We start from the raw sequence: 19,466 nt of genomic DNA on the forward strand, positions 1-19,466 counted from the left end.
GACGGAGCACGCCGAAACATCCTCGCGAACCCGGGGTCCCGTGATTGAGTACCTACGGAGCGGGAACATCGCTGGCTGCGACGGCCTGATTGCGCTGCGTAGAGGCGGTGTCGCCCGCTGGCATCCCAGTCATGACCCACTTTCCGGCCCGGTGCGTGGCTCGACCACGCGCACGACCGGTTTCCCGATCCGGGCGGGGGACCTTCCTGAGGGAGGCGCGGATGTTCGGACAGACGAGCACGACCACGACCACACCACCACCCACCGATCGAGGTCTGGAGGATCTCGACGCGGCGGCGATGGCGTACGCGGCCCGGATCGCCGGGCTGCCGCCGGAGCGGCGGGGGGAGGCTCGGGACGACCTGGTGCGCTTCGCGCTGCCGTTCGCCGGGCGGTTGGCCCGCCGCTACCGGGGGCGCGGAGAGCCGCTGGAGGACCTGGAGCAGGTGGCCCGGTTGGGGCTGGTCAACGCCGTCGACCGCTATGACCCGGAACGGGGCTCGTTCACCGCGTACGCCGCGATCACCATCGTGGGCGAGATCAAACGGCACTTCCGGGACCGGACCTGGGGCGTGCACGTGCCCCGCCGGCTGCGGGACCTGATCCTCGAGGTGGGGCAGGCCACCGCCGCGCTCACCAGTGAGCTGTCCCGGGCCCCGTCGGTGGCCGAGCTGTCGGCCCGGCTGGAGACCCCGGAGGAGGAGATCCTCGCCGCCTTGGAGTCGGCGGCCGGCTACAGCCCGGCCTCCCTCAACGCCCCGGTGGGTGGGGAGAGCTCCGCCGAGTTCGGCGACCTGGTCGGCGAGTCCGACAACGCGTTGGAGTCGGTCGACGACCGGGTGACGGTGAGCGGCCTGCTGCACCGACTGCCCTGGCGGGAACGGCGGATCCTCGCGATGCGCTTCTACGGCAACCAGACCCAGGCGGAGATCGCCGCCCGGTTCGGCATCTCGCAGATGCACGTGTCCCGGCTGCTGTCGCGGGCGCTCACCTGGCTGCGCCAGGCGATGCTCGCCGACGCGCCGCCGCCGTGGCAGAACGGCGCCGCCGAACCCGACCCGGGCAAGACCCGGATCTCGGTCAAGCAGAACGGCGACACGGTGGTCGTCGAGGTGGGCGGCGAGATCGACCGCGACGGCGCGGACCAGTTGCGTCGGGCCATGCTGGAGGCGGTCACCGGCCAGCCCAGCGAGGTGGTCGTGGACCTGGTCGGCGCGGGTGGCTTCGACGCCGGCGGGATCGCCGCGCTGATGGCCGGGCGCGACGCCGCGGAGCGGACCGGGGTGCCGCTGCGGCTGACCCGGGTCCAGCCCGCGGTACGCCGTTCGCTCACCGCCGCCGGCCTGGCACCGGCCCGGGACTGACCGCACCACACCACGTAGGCCGCGCCGAGCAGGCCGCGAAGGAGAGCGCCCGCACAGGCGAAGGGCCGACACCCGGCTGGGTGTCGGCCCTGCTGCTGGCGTACCTCTGGTCAGCGCTCTTCGGGGTTGCCGTCGCTGTGCGGGTGCCGCCAGCGCTCGTGCGGCTTCGGCGCGTCCTCGGCGTCCTGCGGCGGGTCGCTCTGCTCGAAGCTCGGCCGGCGGACGCCCTCGGGCTCCGGCACGTCCACCGGGCGCGCGCCGGAGCGCGGCGCCGGTTGGTAGTCGGCCGCTTCGCGGGCTCCGTGCGCGCCCTCGGCGGCCGGCGACTCCGGGACGTGGTGCTCCATCCGAAGCTCCTCGGCGAAGTGCTGCGGCGGCTTGGTGGTGCGCTGCGGCAGGTCGCGGCCGAGATCGGCGACGAGCGGGCCGTACTTCAGGTCGAACGCCGGACGTTCGGAGCGGATCCGGGGCATCTGGTCGAAGTTGCGCAGCGGCGGCGGGCAGCTGGTGGCCCATTCCAGGGAGTTGCCGAAGCCCCACGGGTCGTCCACCGTCACCATCGCCCCGTACCGCCAGGACTTCCAGGCGTTGTAGATGAAGAAGAGGGTGGACACACCGAGGATGAACGAGAAGATGGTGGAGATCGTGTTCAGGGTGGTGAACCCGTCGGTGGGTAGGTAGTCGGCGTACCGGCGCGGCATGCCCTCGTTGCCCAGCCAGTGGTGCACCAGGAAGGTGCCGTGGAAGCCGATGAACATGGTCCAGAAGTGCGCCTTGCCGAGCCGTTCGTCGAGCAGCCGCCCGGTCATCTTGGGCCACCAGAAGTAGTAGCCGCCGAAGAGGGCGAAGACCACGGTGCCGAACACCACGTAGTGGAAGTGCGCCACCACGAAGTAGCTGTCGTGGGTGTGCCAGTCGACTGGCGGACTGGCCAGCAGCACCCCGGTGAGCCCACCGAGCAGGAAGGTGACCAGGAAGCCGATGGCGAACAGCATCGGCGTCTCGAAGGTGAGCTGCCCCTTCCACATGGTGCCGATCCAGTTGAAGAACTTCACACCGGTCGGCACCGCGATCAGGTAACTCAGGATGCTGAAGAACGGCAGGAGCACCTGACCGGTGGCGAACATGTGGTGCGCCCACACCGTCATCGACAGCACGGTGATGGCGACGGTGGCCAGGACGATCCCGGTGTAGCCGAAGAGCGGTTTGCGGGAGAACACCGGAATGATCTCGGTGATGATGCCGAAGAACGGCAACGCGATGATGTAGACCTCGGGGTGGCCGAAGAACCAGAACAGGTGCTGCCAGAGCATCGGGCCGCCGGTGGCCGCGTCGTACACGTGCGCGTTGAGCAACCGGTCGGCGGAGAGTGCCAGCAGCGCGGCGGCCAGCAGTGGGAAGACGAGGATCACCAGCACGCTGGTGAACAGCATGTTCCAGGTGAAGATCGGCATCCGGAACATGGTCATGCCGGGCGCGCGCAGGGTGAGGATCGTGGTGATCAGGTTGACCGCGCCGAGGATGGTGCCGAGCCCGGAGACGACCAGGCCGAGCACCCACATGTTCGCGCCCACCCCGGGGGAGTTCTCGACGCTGCTCAGTGGGGTGTAGGCGGTCCAGCCGAAGTCGGCCGAGCCCTGTGGGGTGAGGAAGCCGCCGACCACCATCAGCCCGCCGAACAGGTACAACCAGTAGGCCAGCGCGTTGAGGCGGGGGAACGACACGTCCGGCGCGCCGATCTGGATCGGCACGATGTAGTTGGCGAACCCGAAGGCCGCGGGCGTGGCGAACAGCAGCAGCATCACCGCGCCGTGCGAGGTGAAGAGCTGGTTGTACTGCTCGGGGGAGAGGAACTGCATCCCTGGGCGGGCCAGTTCGGCCCGCATCACCATCGCCTCCAGGCCGGCCAACACGAAGAACGCGAAGGAGGTCAGCAGATACAGCAGGCCGATCTGCTTGTGGTCGGTGGTGGCCAGGAACTTGATCAAGGAGTTGCCGGGGATCGGTGTTCGTACCGCTCCCGGGACCCCCCCGAACCGGGCCGGTGCCAGGATCGCCGGGCCCCGATCGCGACCGGGTTCCGTGGTTACCCGCTTGGGCATGACTGCTCACCCCGTCGTGACGGCAGAAAGGACGGGCGTGCCTACCCGACCCTCGCACCATGTAACCAGGCCAGAGCGGTAAATTCGGTCAGAACGCTGGTACCGGGCGCAAGCGCCTCGAACCGTCAGGTCGCCGGCAGCATCGCCCAGACGGCCTTGCCCTGACCGGCCGGCACGCTGCCCCACCGCTGGGCCAGCTCCCGGACCAGCATCAGCCCGCGCCCGCCCTCGGCGCGCAGGTCCGTGCCGCCCGCCCGCGCCTGGGCGCTGCTGCCGTCCACCACCGCCAGGTGCAGGTACGGTCGGCGCAGGGTCACCGTCACCTGCATGGGCGTGCCGGCGTGCCGGACCACGTTGCCGACCAGTTCGCTGAGCACCAACGCGGCCGGGCCGGACGCGTCGGGCAGGTTCCACCGCGCGCACGCGTCGGTGACCAACTCCCGGGCCCGCCGGCAGGCCTCGGCCACCGGCTCCAGCCGGGCCCGTATCCGTAGCGCGGACGACGCGTCGGCCAACCGGGTCGCCTCCGCGCAGTCCGCGGACACCGGGAGCACCCGGCAGGTGCTCGACTCGGCCAGCCACCGTGCCGCCACCGGCGACGGGGCACAGAGCAGCACCGGCACGGCCGGCCACTCCTCGGCCCGCCGGGCGGCCGCGGCGAACACCGACAGCGCCAGCCGGTCCTCGACGGTCACCCCGGCCATGTCGACCACCAGCGCCTCCGGCTGGTCGACGAGCGCGTCGCTGAGCACCTGATGCACCGAACGCATCGTGCCGAGGTGCAACGGGCCGGTGAGCCGGACGACCGCCACCGGTGCCGTGGTGCGCACCTCGCAGGTGATCCCGCTCGACATCGGCGCCTCAATTCGCTGCTGGGTCGGGATCTGCCAACTACCCGACGCCGTTCCCGATCAAACCGGACCGACGGCGACGCGAGACAGGTCACGCGCCACAACTCGGCCGGTCAGCGACCAGGCCGGCGGCGGGTCAGCGCACCCGACGCGATCATGACCACGCCGAGCGTCAGGTGCAGCCAGCCGTCGGCGTCGTTGACCGGCAGCACGTTCGCCGCCGTGTCCTGGTCCACCACCAGCCCGTAGAGCCAGAGCACCAGGAGCACCGCGCCGCCGCCAATCAGGAACGCCCGGGCGCCGGTGACCGTCCGCGCCAGCAGCAGACCCGCCACCCCGAACGCCAGCTGCACCAGGTTGTGCAGCACCGACACCTGGAAGACACCGAACAGGTACGCGCCCGAAGCGTGGCCGGCGAAGCGCAGCGCGTCCATGCCGCTGGTGATCCCCGGCACGAAGCCGAGCACGCCGAGCAGCAGGAACAGCACCGCCACCGTCGATGCCGCGCGCCGGACCGGTGGTTTACCGTCCGCCGGGTTGGCCCGGGCCCGGGAGTGCGCCATCGGTCCGACCATTCCCGGCTCCTCGTCGCACGGCGGACATGAGCGCTGCCGGCTACCCGCTGCCGCTACCGACAAACCGGCTGGCCGCGCGCGCCGGTGGTCGCTGCCGTCGGTCAGGCCGGCAGCAACCGCGGAGCGCGCGCCGACTGCCGGACCCGCTCGTACAGCTCGACGTAGCGCTGAGCCATCACCGCGGGCGTGAAGCGCTGCGCGGCGACCCGCCGGCACTCGTCCGGGTCGAGCAACTCGGCGGCGAGCAGAAGATCGCCCAACTCCTCCTCGTCGGTGGTGAGCAGCCCGGTGCGACCGTGCTCGATCAGCTCCGGCAGGCACCCCCGGGCCGTCGCCACCACCGGTGTCCCCAGGGCGAGCGACTCGACGACCGCCGTGCCGCCCGGCTCCTCCCACCGCAGCGGGAACAGCGACGCGCGGGCACTGGCCAGCAGGTCGTCGCGCTCCTGGCCGGCCACCGTGCCGACCCAGCGGACCAGGTCACCGTCGACGTGCGGGGCCACCTCGTCGAGGAAGAACCGCACGTCCGGGTTCTGCCGGGCCTCGTCGCCCGCCGCGGCCAGATCGGCCGGCCGATGGTACGGCCCGACCGGGCCGGCCAGCACCAGCGGAAGACCGACCCGGTGCGCGAGCCGGGCACCCACGTCCTGCCCCTTGCCGGGGTTGATCCGACCCAGGATGAGCAGGTGCTCGCTCTTCTCGGCCCGGGGTCGCCGGTCGGCGTCGACCGCCAGCGGGGTGGACAGGTGCACGTGCCCCACCGAGTGCTCCCGCAGCGCCAGCGGGGCGCGAGCCAGCTGCGACGCGGAGACGCCGTTGACCCGGACCCGGTCGCCACCGTCCAGGCTGCCGTAGAGCGCCGGGTGCTTGGCCAGGTCCCAGTGCAGCGTGTGCAGGGTCGGCGGTCCCGCCGGCCCCATCGCGGCGAGGGTGGCCAGCCCGACCGCCTCGACATGATCGTGCACCAGGTCGATGTCGTCGCGGGAGTGCAGCTCACGGACCACCCCGGCCAGGTGCGCCTGGGCGATCCCACAGACCTGGTTGTACGGCCGTTGCAACGCGGCGAACTGCCCGTCGGCGAAGACCGAGACCTGCTCGTCGACCGGTAGCGTGCTGCTGCCCACCGAGGCGAGCACCACCCGTACGCCCAGCCGCCGCAGCTCCGGCACCAGGGTGGCGATCACGTTCTCGATGCCGCCGTAGCCGGGCGGTGGCACCGACAGCCACGGGCCGGCGTTCATCAGGACGGTGAGGCTCTGCGCGCTCACGCGGCGGCCACCCGGCGGCGGGGAACCCGGTGGCGCAGTTCGGCCAACGGCGGGCGTTCCTCGATGGAAACGTCGCTGACCACGATCTCCCGGTCCAGGTTCGGCAGGGTGTCCGAGCCGCCGCGACGGAACTGGGTCAGCAACGCCTCCGGCACCAGCCCGGGGGTGGCCCAGCCGCGCCGTTGCAACCGGGTCCAGGCGGTCAACATGATCTGCGCGGACATCCGACCCAGGGCGGCGGTGTCCTGGTGCCGGTGCTTGCGCTCACCGAGGTCGACCTGCGCCAGCGCGTCCAGGCCGACCAGATCGAGCAGGTCGATCATCATGGCCGTCTCCACTCCGTACCCGGAGACGAACGGCACCTGGGCCAGCACGTCGCGGCGGCCCGCGTACTCGCCCGCGAGGGGCTGCACGAAACCGGCCAGCTCGGGCCAGAAGAGGTTGAGCAGCGGACGGGCCATCAACTCGGTCACCCGGCCCCCACCGTCGGGCTCCACGTTGGCGGTGCCCACCAGGGGTCGGTGGTAGAAGCCTTTGACGAAGTCGACCGACGGGTCGGTCAGCAGCGGTCCGAGCAGCCCACTGACGAAGTGCGGCCGGAACTCCCGCAGGTCGGCGTCGATGAACGCCACCACGTCCCCCTCGGCGGCGGCCAGCCCGGCCCAGAGCGCGTCGCCCTTGCCGGTGAGCCGGGGCAACCCGCGGGTCATCGCGTCCTGGCTGACCACCTCCGCGCCGGCGGCGCGGGCCACCTGCGCGGTCCGGTCCGTCGAGCGGGAATCCACCACGATCAGCTCGTCGACCAGGGCGACCCGATCCATGAGGTGTTCGCGGATCGTCGACACGATCGCGCCGACGGTGGCCTCCTCGTTGCGCGCCGGCAGCACCACGCTGACCCGGGTCTCACCCTTGGCACGCATCAGCCGACGGGTCGGCCAGTCCGCGGCCGACGTCGTCCGGTACGTGGCCCACGCCTCCACCACCGGTGACACGCTCGATGTCGTATCCCGCACGGGCACCCCTCCATTCGTGCGTGGAAAAACCGAATTTGGTTGTTCCCATTCCGCATCACCCGCTAACCGCTTTGCTGGCAACAGCTTGATCACAGAGGGGACGTCAGCGCGTTCCCGGGGGATGAACGTTTGATTGCGCACACCCCAGGGGACTGCTCCCAGCGCAGCTGAAAAGTCTTCGAAGGGGTGTCGGGATGCGGAAATGCCGGGTGGGTCTGGTCGGAGCCGGCGGCGTGGCGCAGCGCCACGCGCGGGTACTGGCCGGGTTCGACGACGTCGAACTGGTCGGCGTCACCGACGTCGCGCCGGAGGCCGCGTCCGCGCTGGCCGCCCAGCACGAGGGGCGGGCCTGCGCCCACGTCGGCGAACTGCTGGCCGCCGGCCTGGACGCCGTGTACGTCTGCGTGCCCCCGTTCGCGCACGGCCCCGCCGAGGAGGCGATCATCGAGGCCGGGGTGCCGATGTTCGTGGAGAAGCCCGTCGCTGTCGACCTGGACACCGCCGAGCGGATCGCCGACCTGGTCGCGCGACGCGGGCTGCGCACCGCCGTCGGCCACCACTGGCGCTACCTGAGCGTGCTCGACCAGGCCCGCGACCTGCTCGCCGACCGCCCGGTGCGGATGGTCAGCGGCGCCTGGCTGGACAAGGTGCCCCCGGTGGCGTGGTGGTCGCGGCGGGACCGCTCCGGCGGCCCGGTGGTCGAGCAGGCCGCCCACGTGCTCGACCTGATCCGCGTGCTGGCCGGCGAGGTCACCGAGGTCACCGCGTACGGCAACGGCACACCGCCGCCGGTCGACGGCGCCGACATCGACTCGGTGACCACCGCCGCACTGCGCTTCACCGACGGTGCGGTCGGCACGCTCAGCGCCGCCTGCGTCCTCGGCTGGAAGCACCGCGCCGGCCTGGAGATCCTCGCCGACGGGCTGGCCCTCGCGATCACCGAGGACGGGCTGTCGATCCGCGACGCCGACGGCGAACGACACCTCCCCGCCGACCCGGAAGCCGCCCGGGTGGCGGTGGACCGCGCCTTCGTCGACGCCGTCCGAGGCATCGGCGACGACGTGCGCGTCCCGTACGCCGAGGCCCTCGCGACCCAACGCCTGGCCCTCGCGGTGGCCGACTCGGCCCGTACCGGCACGACCGTGCGGCTCGCCACCGCGACCGCGCCGGCGGTGCTCACCAGCGGGGTGACCGTCGATGCGTGACAAGGTCGTGGTGGTCACCGGTCCCGGCCAGGTCGATCTGGTCGAACAGGACGCCGCACCGCTGCGTCCCGGCACGTTCCGGGTCGAGACGCTGTTCAGCGGTGTCTCCGCCGGCACCGAGCTGAGCTACGTCAAGGGCACGAACCCCTACCTGAACGTCACCTGGAACGCCGACCTGGGGCTGTTCCAGCCGGGCCCGGCCAGCACCCCCTACCCGGTGACGCGACTGGGCTACATGCAGGTCGGCCGGGTGATGGAGAGCGAAACGCCGGCCGTCGCGGTGGGCACCGTCGGTGCCATGACGTACGGGCACCGCACCGGTTGGCTGGCCGACCCGGTCGCCGAACGGTTCGTGGCGCTGCCCGACGACCTGGACCCACTGCTCGGCGTGTACGCCGCGCACATGGGCCCGATCTGCGCCAACGGGCTGCTGCACGCCGCCGCCGACCTGCACGGCACCGACGTCCGGGCGCTCGGCGACGGGGTACGCGGCCGACGGGTCGCCGTCGTCGGCGCCGGTGTCGTGGCGTTGCTGACGGCGTTGTTCGCCCGGCGCAACGGCGCCGCGTCGGTGGTGGTGCTCGACCCGACCCCGCACCGCCGGCAGATCGCCGAGGCGCTCGGCCTGGAAACTCTCGACCCGGACGCGGACGACCCGGCGGTCGTGCTGAAGACCCGCTGGGCGCACACCGCTGGCGACCGGGGCGCCGACGTGGTGTTCCAGTGCCGGGGGCAGGCGTGGGCGTTGCACCTCGCCCTGCGGCTGCTGCGCCCCCAGGGCACGGTCATCGACCTCGCCTTCTACCAGGGCGGCGCGGACGCGGTCCGCCTCGGTGAGGAGTTCCACCACAACGGGTTGTCGCTGCGCTGTGCCCAGATCGGAAGGGTGCCGCGCGGGCTCGCACCCACCTGGGACCGCGAACGGCTCTCCGCCGAGACCATCGACCTGCTCCGCGCGTACGGCGACACGATCCGCAAGCACCTCGTCTCGGCGGTGGTCCCCTTCGACGAGGCCCCCGCTCTCCTCACCGACCTGGCCGAGCGTCGCCGGCAGGAACTCCAGGTGGTGCTCGCCACCTGACCCGACGGGCCGGAGCGCGCCCGTCCTGGTGACACGGCGGACTACCGTTCCCGGCATGAGCACCTCGACGCACCGGCCGGCCGGCGGCACCGCGACAGACCGGCCGGGCGGCGGGGCCGCCGCGGGCCGGCCGGTCGGCCTGCGCGCGCTGCTGCCGTACCTGCGGGAGCACCGCGGCACCCTGGTCGTGGTGGGCGTCCTGTCGCTGGTCGGCTCGGCGGCGTCGCTGGCGCAGCCGCTGCTCACCCGGTCCGTGCTCGACCGGATCGGCGCCGAGCAGGGGGTGTCCGAGCTGGTGGCGGTGCTGGTGGCCCTCGTGGTGCTCGGCGCGGCGATCGGCGGGCTGCGCGACTACCTGCTGCAACGCACCGCCGAAGGGCTGGTGCTGGGCACCCGGCGTCGGCTGGCCGGTCACCTGCTACGGCTGCCCATCGCCGAGTACGACAGCCGGCGCACCGGCGACCTGCTCTCCCGGGTCGGCTCGGACACCACGCTGCTGCGCGCTGTCGTCACCTCCGGGCTCTTCGAGACGGTCACCGGGGCGGTGACGGTGGTCGGCGCCGGCACGGCCATGGTGCTGCTCGACCCGCTGCTGTTCGGCGTCACCCTGCTCGGGGTGGCGCTGGGGCTGGCCTTCGCCGCCACCTTCGCCCGCCGGGTCCGGGCGCTGGCCCGGACCGCCCAGGAGCGGATCGGTGAGATGACCTCGGCGGTGGAACGGGCCATCTCGGCGGCGCGGACCATCCGGGCCAGCCGCGCCGAGACCCGGGAGACGCAGACCGTCACCGGCAGCGCCCGGGAGGCGTACGCGGCGGGGCTGCGGGTGGCCCGCGTGCAGGCGCTGGTCGGCCCGATCGGCTCGGTCACCGTGCAGGGCGCGTTCCTGCTGGTGCTCGGCATCGGAGGGGCGCGGGTCGCCGCCGGGGCGATCTCCGTCGGTGACCTGGTCGCGTTCGTCATGTACCTGTTCCTGCTGGCGCTGCCGCTGGGTCAGGTGCTGCGGGCGTACACCCAGTTGCAGTCCGGCCTGGGCGCCCTGCAGCGGATCGAGGAGATCCTCGCCGTGCCCGCGGAGGGCGCGGACGACCGGCCGGCGCCCGCCACCGCGACGGCGACCTCCCGCCGCCCGACCCCGATGATCGAGTTCGACCGGGTGGGCTTCGGCTACCCGGGTGGCGAGCCGGTGCTGCACGAGGTCACCTTCGCGGTGCCCGCCGGCACCCGGACCGCCCTGGTCGGCCCCTCCGGCGCCGGGAAGTCCACCCTGCTGGCCCTGGTCGAGCGGTTCTACGAGGTCAGCGCCGGCACGATCCGACTCGACGGCACCGACGTGCGGGACCTGCCCCGCGACGCGCTGCGGGCCCGGCTCGGCTACGTCGAGCAGGAGGCCCCCGTGCTGGCCGGCACGCTGCGGGAGAACCTGCTGATCACCACCCCGGACGCCGCCGACGACCGGCTGCGCGAGGTCCTCGACGCTGTCAACCTGGGACACCTGGCGCAGCGCACCCCGCAGGGCCTCGACGTGCAGGTGGGGGAGGGTGGCGTCCTGCTCTCCGGGGGTGAACGGCAGCGACTGGCCATCGCCCGCGCGCTGCTCGCCGGCCCGCCGGTGCTGCTGCTGGACGAGCCGACCAGCAACCTCGACTCGCGCAACGAGGTCGCGCTGCGCCGCGCCATCGACGCCGTGGCCGTCCGCCGGACGCTGTTGATCGTGGCGCACCGGCTCGCCACGGTGGTCGACGCCGACCAGATCGTCGTCCTCGACGGCGGCCGGGTGGTGGCCGTCGGCACCCATGCCGAACTGACCGCCACCGACCCGCTGTACCGGGAGCTCGCCAGCCACCAGCTGCTGGTCGGCTGACTCCGCCCCGGTGCCGCCGACTTGCCGGGCGGCCGGGCCGCACATGGTGCCCCGAATCGCGTACCGTTGCCGCTCATGGGTGTGTCTCAACGGTTCAAGAGCAAGTTCCGGCGGTTCCTCCAGCGCCCCGGCTCGACCGTGGATCTTGCTCCGCTGGAGAAACTGCTCCCGGCGATCGAGGCGCGCGAGGCTGAGCTCGCCGCGCTCGACGACGCCGAGCTGACCCAGGCCGCGGGCGTCGCCGCCGACTACGAGGAGATCTGCGCCGTCGGCCGCGAGGCCGCCCGCCGTGGGCTCGACCAGCGGCCGTACGACGTGCAGCTGCTCGGCGCGATGTCGCTGCTCTCCGGCAAGGTCGCCGAAATGGCCACCGGTGAGGGCAAGACACTGACCGCCACGATCGCCGCGTACGGGCACGTCCGGCTCGGCAACGGCCCGGTGCACGTGCTCACCATCAACGACTACCTGGCCCGCCGCGACGCCCAGTGGATGGAGCCGGTCTACACCCTGCTCGGCCTCACCGTCGGCTGGGTCAACGAGGCGTCCACCCCGCAGGAGCGGCGCGACGCGTACGCCTGCGACGTCACCTACGTCTCGGTCAGCGAGGCGGGCTTCGACTACCTGCGCGACCAGCTGGTCACCGACGTGGAAGACCGGGTGCAGCCCGCGCTGAGCACCGCCATCGTCGACGAGGCCGACTCGATCATGATCGACGAGGCCCGGGTGCCGATGGTCCTGGCCGGCGCGGTGCCGGGCGAGCAGGACCCGGTGCACGCCGCCGCCGCGCTGGTCCGTGGCCTGCGCAAGGGCAAGCACTACACGGTCGCCGAGGACGGGCGGAGCGTGGCGTTCACCTCCGCCGGCCTGGCCGCCATCGAGGCCAAGCTCGGCATCGACCTGTACGACGAGGAGCACGTCGCGCAGCTCTCCGCGGTCAACGTGGCGCTGCACGCCCACGCCCTGCTGCACCGTGACGTGGACTACATCGTCCGGGACGGCACCGTCGAGCTGGTCGACGAGATGCGTGGCCGGGTGGCCCAGCGCCGCCGCTGGCCGGACGGCCTCCAGGCCGCTGTCGAGGCCAAGGAGGGGCTGGACGCCACCGCCGAGGGCGAGGTGCTCGGCACCATCGCCATGCAGGCGTACATCGCGCTCTACCCGAAGGTGTGCGGGATGACCGCCACCGCGGTGCACGTCGGCGACCAGTTGCGGGAGTTCTTCAACCTCGAGGTCGCGGTGATCCCGCCGAACACCCCGTGCATCCGTGAGGACGAGCCGGACCGCATCTACGCCACCCGGGCCGAGAAGGACGAAGCGCTCGTCGACGAGATCCAGCGCGCGCACGCCAAGGGGCGGCCGGTGCTGGTCGGCACCCTGGACGTCAAGGAGTCCGAGGGGCTGGCCGCCGGGCTGAACGCCGCCGGGGTGCCCTGCGTGGTGCTGAACGCCAAGAACGACGACGAGGAGGCGGCGATCATCGCCGAGGCCGGCGCGTACGGCGCGGTCACCGTCTCCACCCAGATGGCCGGCCGGGGCGTCGACATCCGGCTCGGTGGCAGCGACCAGAGCGACAGGGATCGGGTCGCCGAGCTGGGCGGGCTCTACGTGATCGGCAGCGGCCGGCACGACAGCCGCCGGGTGGACGACCAGTTGCGCGGTCGGGCCGGCCGGCAGGGCGACCCGGGCGGCTCGGTCTTCTTCGTCAGCCTGGAGGACGATCTCGTCGTCCGGCACGCCGCCGACTCGGTGCCGGCCTCGCCCCGGATGAACGCCGACGGCCTGGTCACTGACGATCAGGTCGACTACGCGGTGGAGCACGCCCAGCGGGTCGCCGAGGGCGTCAACCACGAGATCCACCGCAACACCTGGCGCTACAGCGTGGTGATCGAGCAGCAGCGCAAGGCCCTCGCCGCACGGCGGGAGCGACTGCTGACCAGTGACGTGGCAGCGGTGATGCTGCTCGAGAAGGAGCCGGAGAAGGCCGGCGAGATGGACGAGGACCTGCTCGCCCGCGCCGCCCGGTCGATCGCGCTCTACCACCTGGACCGGCTCTGGGCCGACCACCTGGCCGAGTTGTCGGAGGTCCGCGAGGGCGTGCACCTGCGCGCGCTGGGCCGGCTCGACCCGCTGGACGAGTTCCACCGGGCTGCGGTGCCCGCGTTCAACGATCTGGTCCCGGAGATCGAGGCCCGCACCATCGCCACCTTCAACGAGACCGAATTCGATGAGGACTGGCAGCCCGAGGACGGCACCCTGGTCCGGCCCACCGCCACGTGGACGTACCTGGTGCACGACAACCCGTTCGGGTCCGAGCTCGACCGCCTGATCGCGTCGATCGGGCGGCGGCTCAGCGGCACCTCGCGCTGAGTTACCGGACGTCGGGGCCCCAGGTGCGCCTTCAGGCGCGGCAGGGGCCCCGATTTACGCCGTTTCGACCCGGGTTTCCGAGGGTAGTAGGGCTGGTCGGTCGAGTCGGGAGAGAGCAGACGATGACACAGGTGACGAGGCGTGCCGGGCAGGCGCGGAACGGCACGGAGGCTGCACACCCGTGAACCTCGACACGCGGGAACCGGTGGTGCAGACCCTCGGCGTCCTGGAAGCAGCCGCGCTGTTACGGGAGTTGACCGCTGGGCTCATCGCCCTGACCGACTTTGATGAGGCTCTACTGGCCCTGGTCCGGGTCACCCGGGACGCCGTCGCCGGGGTGCGCTGGTGCGGGTTCACCGCGCTGCGGGCCGGCGAGCCGGCCGGGGTGGCCGCCTCCGACGAAGGACTGGCCGGGCTCGACGACCTGCGACACGGACCGGACTCGCCGGCGATGAGCGCGATCCGCCGCCGCGAGATGATCCTCGCCGCTGACCTGGACGGTGAGCCCCGCTGGCCGGCCTGGACGACTCGCGCCCGCGACCTCGGCGTACGCGGGGTGATCTCCGCCCCGGTCGACATCGACGACCAGGTGATCGGAGCGATCAACCTGTACGCCGCCGCGCCGGACCTGTTGACCCCGCAACACCAGTTGACCGCGATGCTGCTCGCCGAACACGCCGGACTGCTGCTCGCCGCCGTCCGCGACCGCAGCCGGCAGCTCACCCTCGCAGGTGTTCGGGACGCCTCGCTCCTGCAGGACGGAGTGGTCGGCCAGGCCGTCGGCGTGATCATGACGCAGCGCGGTTGCCCGCCGGCCGAGGCCCTCGACGTGCTGCGGACCGCCGCGTCGTCACTGGACATACCGCTGCGTGAGGTGGCCGAACGGCTGGTCCGGACGGTCTCCCGCTCCCGCGACACCTGACCACCCCGCGCCGCCCCGCGCGGTCCCCGCGGTGATCGACTCGTGTTTCTTGAAGGCGGGGTATCCGGGCCGGTGGGACGGCGCGGCTTCCTGAAAGCCGAGTTGATCGTCCGGATGGCGGGGTGTCCCGGCCGCCCGGATGGCGCGGTTTCCTGAAACGCGAGTGGATCAGGGCGGGTGGTGTCCGTTCGTCCGGTCAGCGGCGAGTCGGACCGTTTCGTTTCGTCTCGACCGACCCCGGGTAGCACTCTGGTCAGGTGAGCTGCGCCGACCCGGGGGAGGACCGATGCAGAGCCGGCTGCGGGTGCAGGGGCATCCGATCCAACCGATGCTGGTGACGTTCCCGCTCGGGTTGTTCGTCAGTGCCACCGTCTTCGACCTCACCGACGTCGTCGGCGGGCCCGCGTTCTTCGGCGAGGTCGGGTATTGGACGGGCATCGCCGCGCTCGTCGCCGCCGCGCTGACCGCCGTGGCCGGCATGGTCGACCTGTGGGACGTGCCGGGTGACCACACCCGCCGCACCGCCGTCGCCTTCAACCTGGTGAACGCGGTGATGGCCGCCATGTTCCTGCTCACCTGCCTGGTTCGGTCACATTCCCCGCAGCGCGGCGCCTCGGTCGCGATCCTGGTCACCGAGCTGGTCGCGTTGGCCGTGGGCGGGGTCGGCGTGCACCTGGGCGCCCGGCTGATGCGTCAGTTCGACAGCGGCCGTGTGGAGGCTGGCGGCCTGGACGCGCTCGCCGGCTCCACCGGCGAGATCGCCCGCCCCTGACCCGACCCGCCTGCCGGGATCGTCGGGCGCGTGAGCCGGACCGCTGGTCGCCCGCCCGGCGTCGAGTCGCCCGCCCGGCGTCGAGTCGCCCGCACGGGGTCGAGCATCCGGGCCCTCGGCCGGTCTACCATCCGCGGATGACCTCTTCGCTGGACACGCTGCCGAAGATCGGTGCGCCGGCCACCCGGGCCCTGCACGGCGCCGGCTACACGGCGTTGCGTCAGCTCGCGGGCGTTCCCCGGGCGGATCTGGCCAGGCTGCACGGCATGGGCCCGAAGGCGCTCGGCATCCTGCAGGCCGCCCTCGAAGAGCACAAGCTCGGTCTCGGCTGAGCCGCCGCCGCCCGGCCGACGGCAAATGGGTTGCCGCCGGGGTGGCCGGCCGCGAGGCTGCCCCCCATGACTGTCGAGCGTGACGCCGAGGACCTGATCGCGGAGGCCGCCGCGGCGCCCGTCGATGGTTGGGGCTTCGGTTGGCTGGCCGGCCGGGCCACCGAGGAACGTCCACCCTGGGGGTACGCCCGGCTCGTCGCCGACCGGATGGCGTACGCCGATGCGGCACTGGACGTGGACACCGGCGGCGGGGAGGTGCTCGCCGAGGTGCCGCGTCGACCGAAGCTGCTGACGGCGACCGAGGCGTGGCCGCCGAACGTCGAGGTCGCCCGACGGACCCTGCGTCGGATCGGTGCGTCGGTGGTGGCGGTCGCGCCGGACGGGCCGCTGCCGTTTCGCGACGCCTCGTTCGACCTGGTGGTCAGTCGGCATCCGGTGCGTACCGACTGGGTGCAGACGGCCCGGGTGCTGCGGCCGGGCGGGACGTTCCTGTCCCAGCAGATCGGGGCCGGCACCATGCGGGAGCTGAGTGAGGCGATGCTCGGGCCGTTGCCGCCGCCGACGCAGCGCCACCCCGAGCACGCGGCCGCCGCTGCCGAGGCCGCTGGCCTGCGGGTGGTCGACCTGCGTCGGGCCACCCTGCGGGCGACCTTCGCCGACATCGGCGCGGTGGTCTGGTTCCTGCGCAAGGTGATCTGGACGGTGCCCGGGTTCACTGTCGACCGCTACCGCGCGCCGCTGGCCGACCTGCACCGCCGCATCGTCGACGAGGGCCCCTTCGTCGCCCACGCCCAACGCTTCCTCATCGAGGCCACCCGCCCCTGACCCGCCGCCGGGTCAGTGCGGGTGGGTGTGGTGGTGGGTGGCCAGGACGTCGGCGCCGAAGTCGCTGGCGGGGCGACGCAGCACGGTGTGCGCGTGGTTGCCGTCCGCTGTGGTGTTGTCGTACTCGATCAGCAGGTCGTCGCCCTGCACCCGGTAGTAGTGCCGCCGCCCGGGTTGGGTCGGGCCGGCCCAGGCGAAGTGCAGCGCGCCGGCGTCCAGTCGGGTCGCCTCCCGGATGGCCAGCTCGGGCGGCAGCCGGTCGAGGTAGAGGGCGACCACCTGGTCGAGCAGCGCGCGGCCGGTCGGCCCGAGCCGCCGCGCCGGCACGCCGAGGGGCTCCAGCAGCCCGTCGACCCGCCCTCGGGTGGCGCTGATGATGTCCGTCGGCGCCTCGTCGGCGATGATGGCGGCGGCCCGTTCGGCCGGGCCCAGCGCGTCGAGCAGGGCGCGGGCCAGGTCCTCCTCGACACCCAGTGGGCGGGAGACCGGCCGGCCGGCGTAGCGGACGGCGGCCGGGTTGGCGCCGAAGAAGATCGGCGCGGGGGAGACCTGGCCGTCCACCACTGTCATGTTCACCGACAGGTGGTGGCCTTCGAGTCGCCACGCCCAGCGGTCGTCGCGCGCCGGGTCGCCGAACACGGCCACCCAGTAATCGGCGCTGTGCCGCCCGCGCTGCCAGCCCTCGGCCCGGTCCAACACCTCCTCCAGGGAGATGATGGCCATGGCCTGCGCGTACGCCGAGGGGCTGAGCGCGGTGGCCAGCAGCCGGTGCGCGGCCTTGCGGGCGGCGACGTCGAGGTCGGCGAGGCAGACGCCCGGTCGGGGTCGGGGCCGGTATTCCAGCCAGCGGCGGGCCGCCTCGTCGTCGAACGAGTGCACGGCGCGCTCGCGGGCGGCGGGGTCGAGCGCGGTCAGCAGCGCGGTGCCGGCGGCCCGCATCTGCTCCGGCAGGGGATCTTCCACCGACCCTGTATACCGCCAGGCCGGGCCGGTGTCAGCCGACGCGCAGCAGCTCGGTCATCTCCGGTAGGTCGAAGAAGCGCGCGGTTTCGAGGGCCGACGGGTTGCCGTGTGCCGGGTCGGCACCGGCGGCGAGCAGCGCGCGGACCGCTTCGGTGCTGCTGCGGAAGACCGCCGCGGCCAGCGCGGTCTGACCCCGGTCGTTGGCCCGGGTGTGGTCGGCGCCGCGGCTGAGCAGGGCGGCCACCGTGTCCGGGTGGGCGTGGTACGCGGCGAGGATGAGCAGCGTGTCGCCCTTGTCGTTGGTGAGGTTGACCGGCAGGCCGGCGTCGAGTTGTGCCGCCAGTTCGTCGGTGGAGCCGGCCCGGGCCAGGTCGAACATCCGGTGCGCGAACGCCAGCGTCTCGGCGTCGAGGTCGTCGGTCACCGCCCCAGGTTAGTCGTACCGCTGCTGATAGGTTGCTCGGCCGGCGCGCTGGGGAGGGATCCGATGGGTGAGACGGTGTACGTGGGCAACGCGGGTGTCGACGGCGCCACCAACGCCGGTTGGTTGCTCGGGCATTTCGCGCCGCCGGGGGAGATCCGGCACAGCACCGATGTCGAGGTGAAGTGGGGTGTGCATCCGCCGGGTCAGGCGCGGTCGCGGTGGGCGACCGGCGAGCTGCGCACCACGTTGCTCGTCCTCGTCGAGGGGTGTTTCCGGGTGGAGCTGCCGGACCGGACGGTGCGGTTGGCCGCGCCGGGCGACTACGTGGTGTGGGCTCGTGGGGTGGACCATTCCTGGTTCGCCGAGCGCGCGTCGGTGGTGTTGACGGTGCGGTGGCCGTCGTTGCCGGGCTACCGGGTGGACCCGCCGGTGCTGCGCTGATCGACCCGTGTGGCTGACCGGCGTCCCAACAGGCGGAATTACCTACTAAACCTATAGGCTTTGCCGTCTAGAGTACGAGGGCACCCCGCCGAACGACCCGCGAGGAACCGCCATGACGCACCACCGTCCGGAGCCCGACCTGCTCACCGTTGCCGCCGGGTGGGCCGACCCGGCCGGCTGGCCGGTGGCGCTGCGGTTCGACCCCGCCGAGCGTTGGTACGCCCGCCTCGCCGTCAGCGACGAGCACGAGGTGTGGGCGCTGAGCTGGCTGCCCGGTCAGGGCACCGACCTGCACGACCACGGCGGCTCCTCCGGAGCGTTCCGGGTGGTCGCCGGCGTGCTCACCGAGGAGACCGTCAGCGCCGGCCGACTCCGCCCCCGACTGCTGTCCGCCGGTGCCGGCCGGCGGTTCGGCCCCCGGCACGTGCACCGGGTGACCAACCGGGGTGCGGACCCGGCGGTCAGCGTGCACGTCTACCGACCGGCGCTGCTGCGCATGACCCGCTACCACCTGCTGGACGGTCGGTTGCGGGTCGCCGAGGTCGCCGAGGCCGGCCGGTCCTGGTAGGTCGGCGCACCGAGATCCCCCTGTCACCGGAAGGAACCGAGAATGCAGATGACCGCCGAGTACTGTCCCGCCGTGCCGCCGCCGGGCTCCCGGGGCATCGACGAGATCCTGGCCGCCGCCCGGGCCCGGCTGCGCCGACTGGACCCGGAGCGGGCGCACCTGGCGTACCGGACCGGTGCGCTGCTGGTCGACATCCGCCCGGCCGCCCAGCGGGCCGCGCACGGCGTGGTGCCGGGCTCGCTCATCGTCGAGCGCAACGTGCTGGAGTGGCGCTTCGACCCTCGCTGCCCAGCCCGGCTGCCGCAGGCCGTCGACTACGACGTACCGGTGGTGATCCTCTGCCAGGAGGGCTACACCTCGTCGCTGGCCGCCGCCGCATTGCAGGACGTCGGCCTGCACCGGGCCACCGACGTGGTCGGGGGGTTCGCGGCCTGGCGGATCGCCGGCCTGCCCGCCCTCGGCCCGACCCCCCTGCACCACCGCGTACCCCATGCGTCCCCGGTCAACGCCGGCTGGACGCGCCGCTGACCGT

Annotated in this window: 19 protein-coding genes; 12 read left to right on the plus strand and 7 right to left on the minus strand. The window is 72.8% G+C overall.

The window, feature by feature from the left end; translation table 11 throughout:
* Positions 1–221: 221 nt before the first annotated feature.
* On the plus strand, positions 222–1,364 hold the full coding sequence (locus tag QSK15_RS15550) for a SigB/SigF/SigG family RNA polymerase sigma factor (RefSeq protein ID WP_124778470.1): 1,143 nt from the start codon (positions 222–224) through the stop codon (positions 1,362–1,364).
* 110 nt (positions 1,365–1,474) lie between these two features.
* On the opposite strand, the gene ctaD is transcribed toward QSK15_RS15550, so the two are convergent.
* The 5 genes from ctaD to QSK15_RS15575 all read right to left on the minus strand — a co-directional run bounded on the left by ctaD (position 1,475) and on the right by QSK15_RS15575 (position 7,140).
* Positions 1,475–3,466 (minus strand): aa3-type cytochrome oxidase subunit I, encoded by a 1,992-nt coding sequence (gene ctaD, locus QSK15_RS15555; RefSeq protein ID WP_285794903.1) that lies wholly within the window; start codon positions 3,464–3,466, stop codon positions 1,475–1,477.
* 125 nt (positions 3,467–3,591) lie between these two features.
* Positions 3,592–4,320 carry an ATP-binding protein gene (locus QSK15_RS15560; protein WP_285794904.1) on the minus strand — a complete coding sequence of 243 codons (729 nt, stop codon included), beginning with the start codon at positions 4,318–4,320 and terminating at the stop codon, positions 3,592–3,594.
* Between the two features lie 110 nt (positions 4,321–4,430).
* On the minus strand, positions 4,431–4,892 hold the full coding sequence (locus QSK15_RS15565; protein WP_377621053.1) for a DUF4383 domain-containing protein: 462 nt from the start codon (positions 4,890–4,892) through the stop codon (positions 4,431–4,433).
* 101 nt (positions 4,893–4,993) lie between these two features.
* The gene (locus tag QSK15_RS15570; protein ID WP_285795135.1) at positions 4,994–6,133 is read right to left on the minus strand and encodes a glycosyltransferase; all 1,140 of its coding nucleotides are present in this window, start codon (positions 6,131–6,133) and stop codon (positions 4,994–4,996) included.
* Positions 6,134–6,156: 23 nt separating this feature from the next.
* A complete protein-coding gene (locus QSK15_RS15575) occupies positions 6,157–7,140 on the minus strand; it encodes a glucosyl-3-phosphoglycerate synthase (RefSeq protein WP_285795136.1) in 984 nt (327 codons plus the stop codon).
* A 227-nt stretch (positions 7,141–7,367) separates the two neighbouring features.
* On the opposite strand from QSK15_RS15575, the gene QSK15_RS15580 reads away from it, so the two are divergent.
* From QSK15_RS15580 to QSK15_RS15615, 8 genes are all read left to right on the plus strand, one after another.
* Positions 7,368–8,378, plus strand: a complete 1,011-nt coding sequence (locus QSK15_RS15580; protein ID WP_285794905.1) for a Gfo/Idh/MocA family protein — start codon at positions 7,368–7,370, stop codon at positions 8,376–8,378.
* Positions 8,371–9,459, plus strand: coding sequence for a zinc-dependent alcohol dehydrogenase (locus tag QSK15_RS15585; protein WP_285794906.1), 1,089 nt, complete (start codon positions 8,371–8,373; stop codon positions 9,457–9,459). The genes QSK15_RS15580 and QSK15_RS15585 overlap by 8 nt, the downstream gene beginning before the upstream one ends.
* A gap of 55 nt (positions 9,460–9,514) precedes the next feature.
* Entirely contained in the window at positions 9,515–11,320 is a 1,806-nt protein-coding gene (locus QSK15_RS15590; protein WP_285794907.1) for an ABC transporter ATP-binding protein, read from the plus strand.
* Positions 11,321–11,395: 75 nt separating this feature from the next.
* The gene (secA2, locus tag QSK15_RS15595) at positions 11,396–13,687 is read left to right on the plus strand and encodes an accessory Sec system translocase SecA2 (RefSeq protein WP_285794908.1); all 2,292 of its coding nucleotides are present in this window, start codon (positions 11,396–11,398) and stop codon (positions 13,685–13,687) included.
* Between the two features lie 181 nt (positions 13,688–13,868).
* Complete coding sequence (locus tag QSK15_RS15600) at positions 13,869–14,609, plus strand: GAF and ANTAR domain-containing protein (RefSeq protein WP_285794909.1); 741 nt, start codon at positions 13,869–13,871, stop codon at positions 14,607–14,609.
* 286 nt (positions 14,610–14,895) lie between these two features.
* Positions 14,896–15,381 carry a DUF2231 domain-containing protein gene (locus tag QSK15_RS15605; RefSeq protein WP_285794910.1) on the plus strand — a complete coding sequence of 162 codons (486 nt, stop codon included), beginning with the start codon at positions 14,896–14,898 and terminating at the stop codon, positions 15,379–15,381.
* A 137-nt stretch (positions 15,382–15,518) separates the two neighbouring features.
* On the plus strand, positions 15,519–15,713 hold the full coding sequence (locus QSK15_RS15610) for a helix-hairpin-helix domain-containing protein (protein WP_285794911.1): 195 nt from the start codon (positions 15,519–15,521) through the stop codon (positions 15,711–15,713).
* A 66-nt stretch (positions 15,714–15,779) separates the two neighbouring features.
* Positions 15,780–16,538 carry a class I SAM-dependent methyltransferase gene (locus QSK15_RS15615; protein ID WP_285794912.1) on the plus strand — a complete coding sequence of 253 codons (759 nt, stop codon included), beginning with the start codon at positions 15,780–15,782 and terminating at the stop codon, positions 16,536–16,538.
* A gap of 12 nt (positions 16,539–16,550) precedes the next feature.
* Here the strand turns inward: QSK15_RS15615 and QSK15_RS15620 are convergent, their stop codons facing one another.
* Both QSK15_RS15620 and QSK15_RS15625 read right to left on the minus strand, forming a co-directional pair.
* Positions 16,551–17,501 carry a DUF3500 domain-containing protein gene (locus tag QSK15_RS15620; protein ID WP_285794913.1) on the minus strand — a complete coding sequence of 317 codons (951 nt, stop codon included), beginning with the start codon at positions 17,499–17,501 and terminating at the stop codon, positions 16,551–16,553.
* Positions 17,502–17,532: 31 nt separating this feature from the next.
* On the minus strand, positions 17,533–17,925 hold the full coding sequence (locus tag QSK15_RS15625; RefSeq protein ID WP_285794914.1) for an ankyrin repeat domain-containing protein: 393 nt from the start codon (positions 17,923–17,925) through the stop codon (positions 17,533–17,535).
* Positions 17,926–17,988: 63 nt separating this feature from the next.
* On the opposite strand from QSK15_RS15625, the gene QSK15_RS15630 reads away from it, so the two are divergent.
* From QSK15_RS15630 to QSK15_RS15640, 3 genes are all read left to right on the plus strand, one after another.
* Complete coding sequence (locus QSK15_RS15630; RefSeq protein ID WP_279516269.1) at positions 17,989–18,366, plus strand: signal peptidase I; 378 nt, start codon at positions 17,989–17,991, stop codon at positions 18,364–18,366.
* A 112-nt stretch (positions 18,367–18,478) separates the two neighbouring features.
* A complete protein-coding gene (locus QSK15_RS15635) occupies positions 18,479–18,934 on the plus strand; it encodes a cysteine dioxygenase (protein WP_285794915.1) in 456 nt (151 codons plus the stop codon).
* Positions 18,935–18,976: 42 nt separating this feature from the next.
* Entirely contained in the window at positions 18,977–19,462 is a 486-nt protein-coding gene (locus QSK15_RS15640; RefSeq protein ID WP_377621068.1) for a rhodanese-like domain-containing protein, read from the plus strand.
* Positions 19,463–19,466 lie beyond the last annotated feature (4 nt).

Origin of the sequence: Micromonospora sp. NBRC 107095 (assembly GCF_030269705.1) — a bacterium.
GTDB lineage: Bacteria > Actinomycetota > Actinomycetes > Mycobacteriales > Micromonosporaceae > Micromonospora > Micromonospora parva.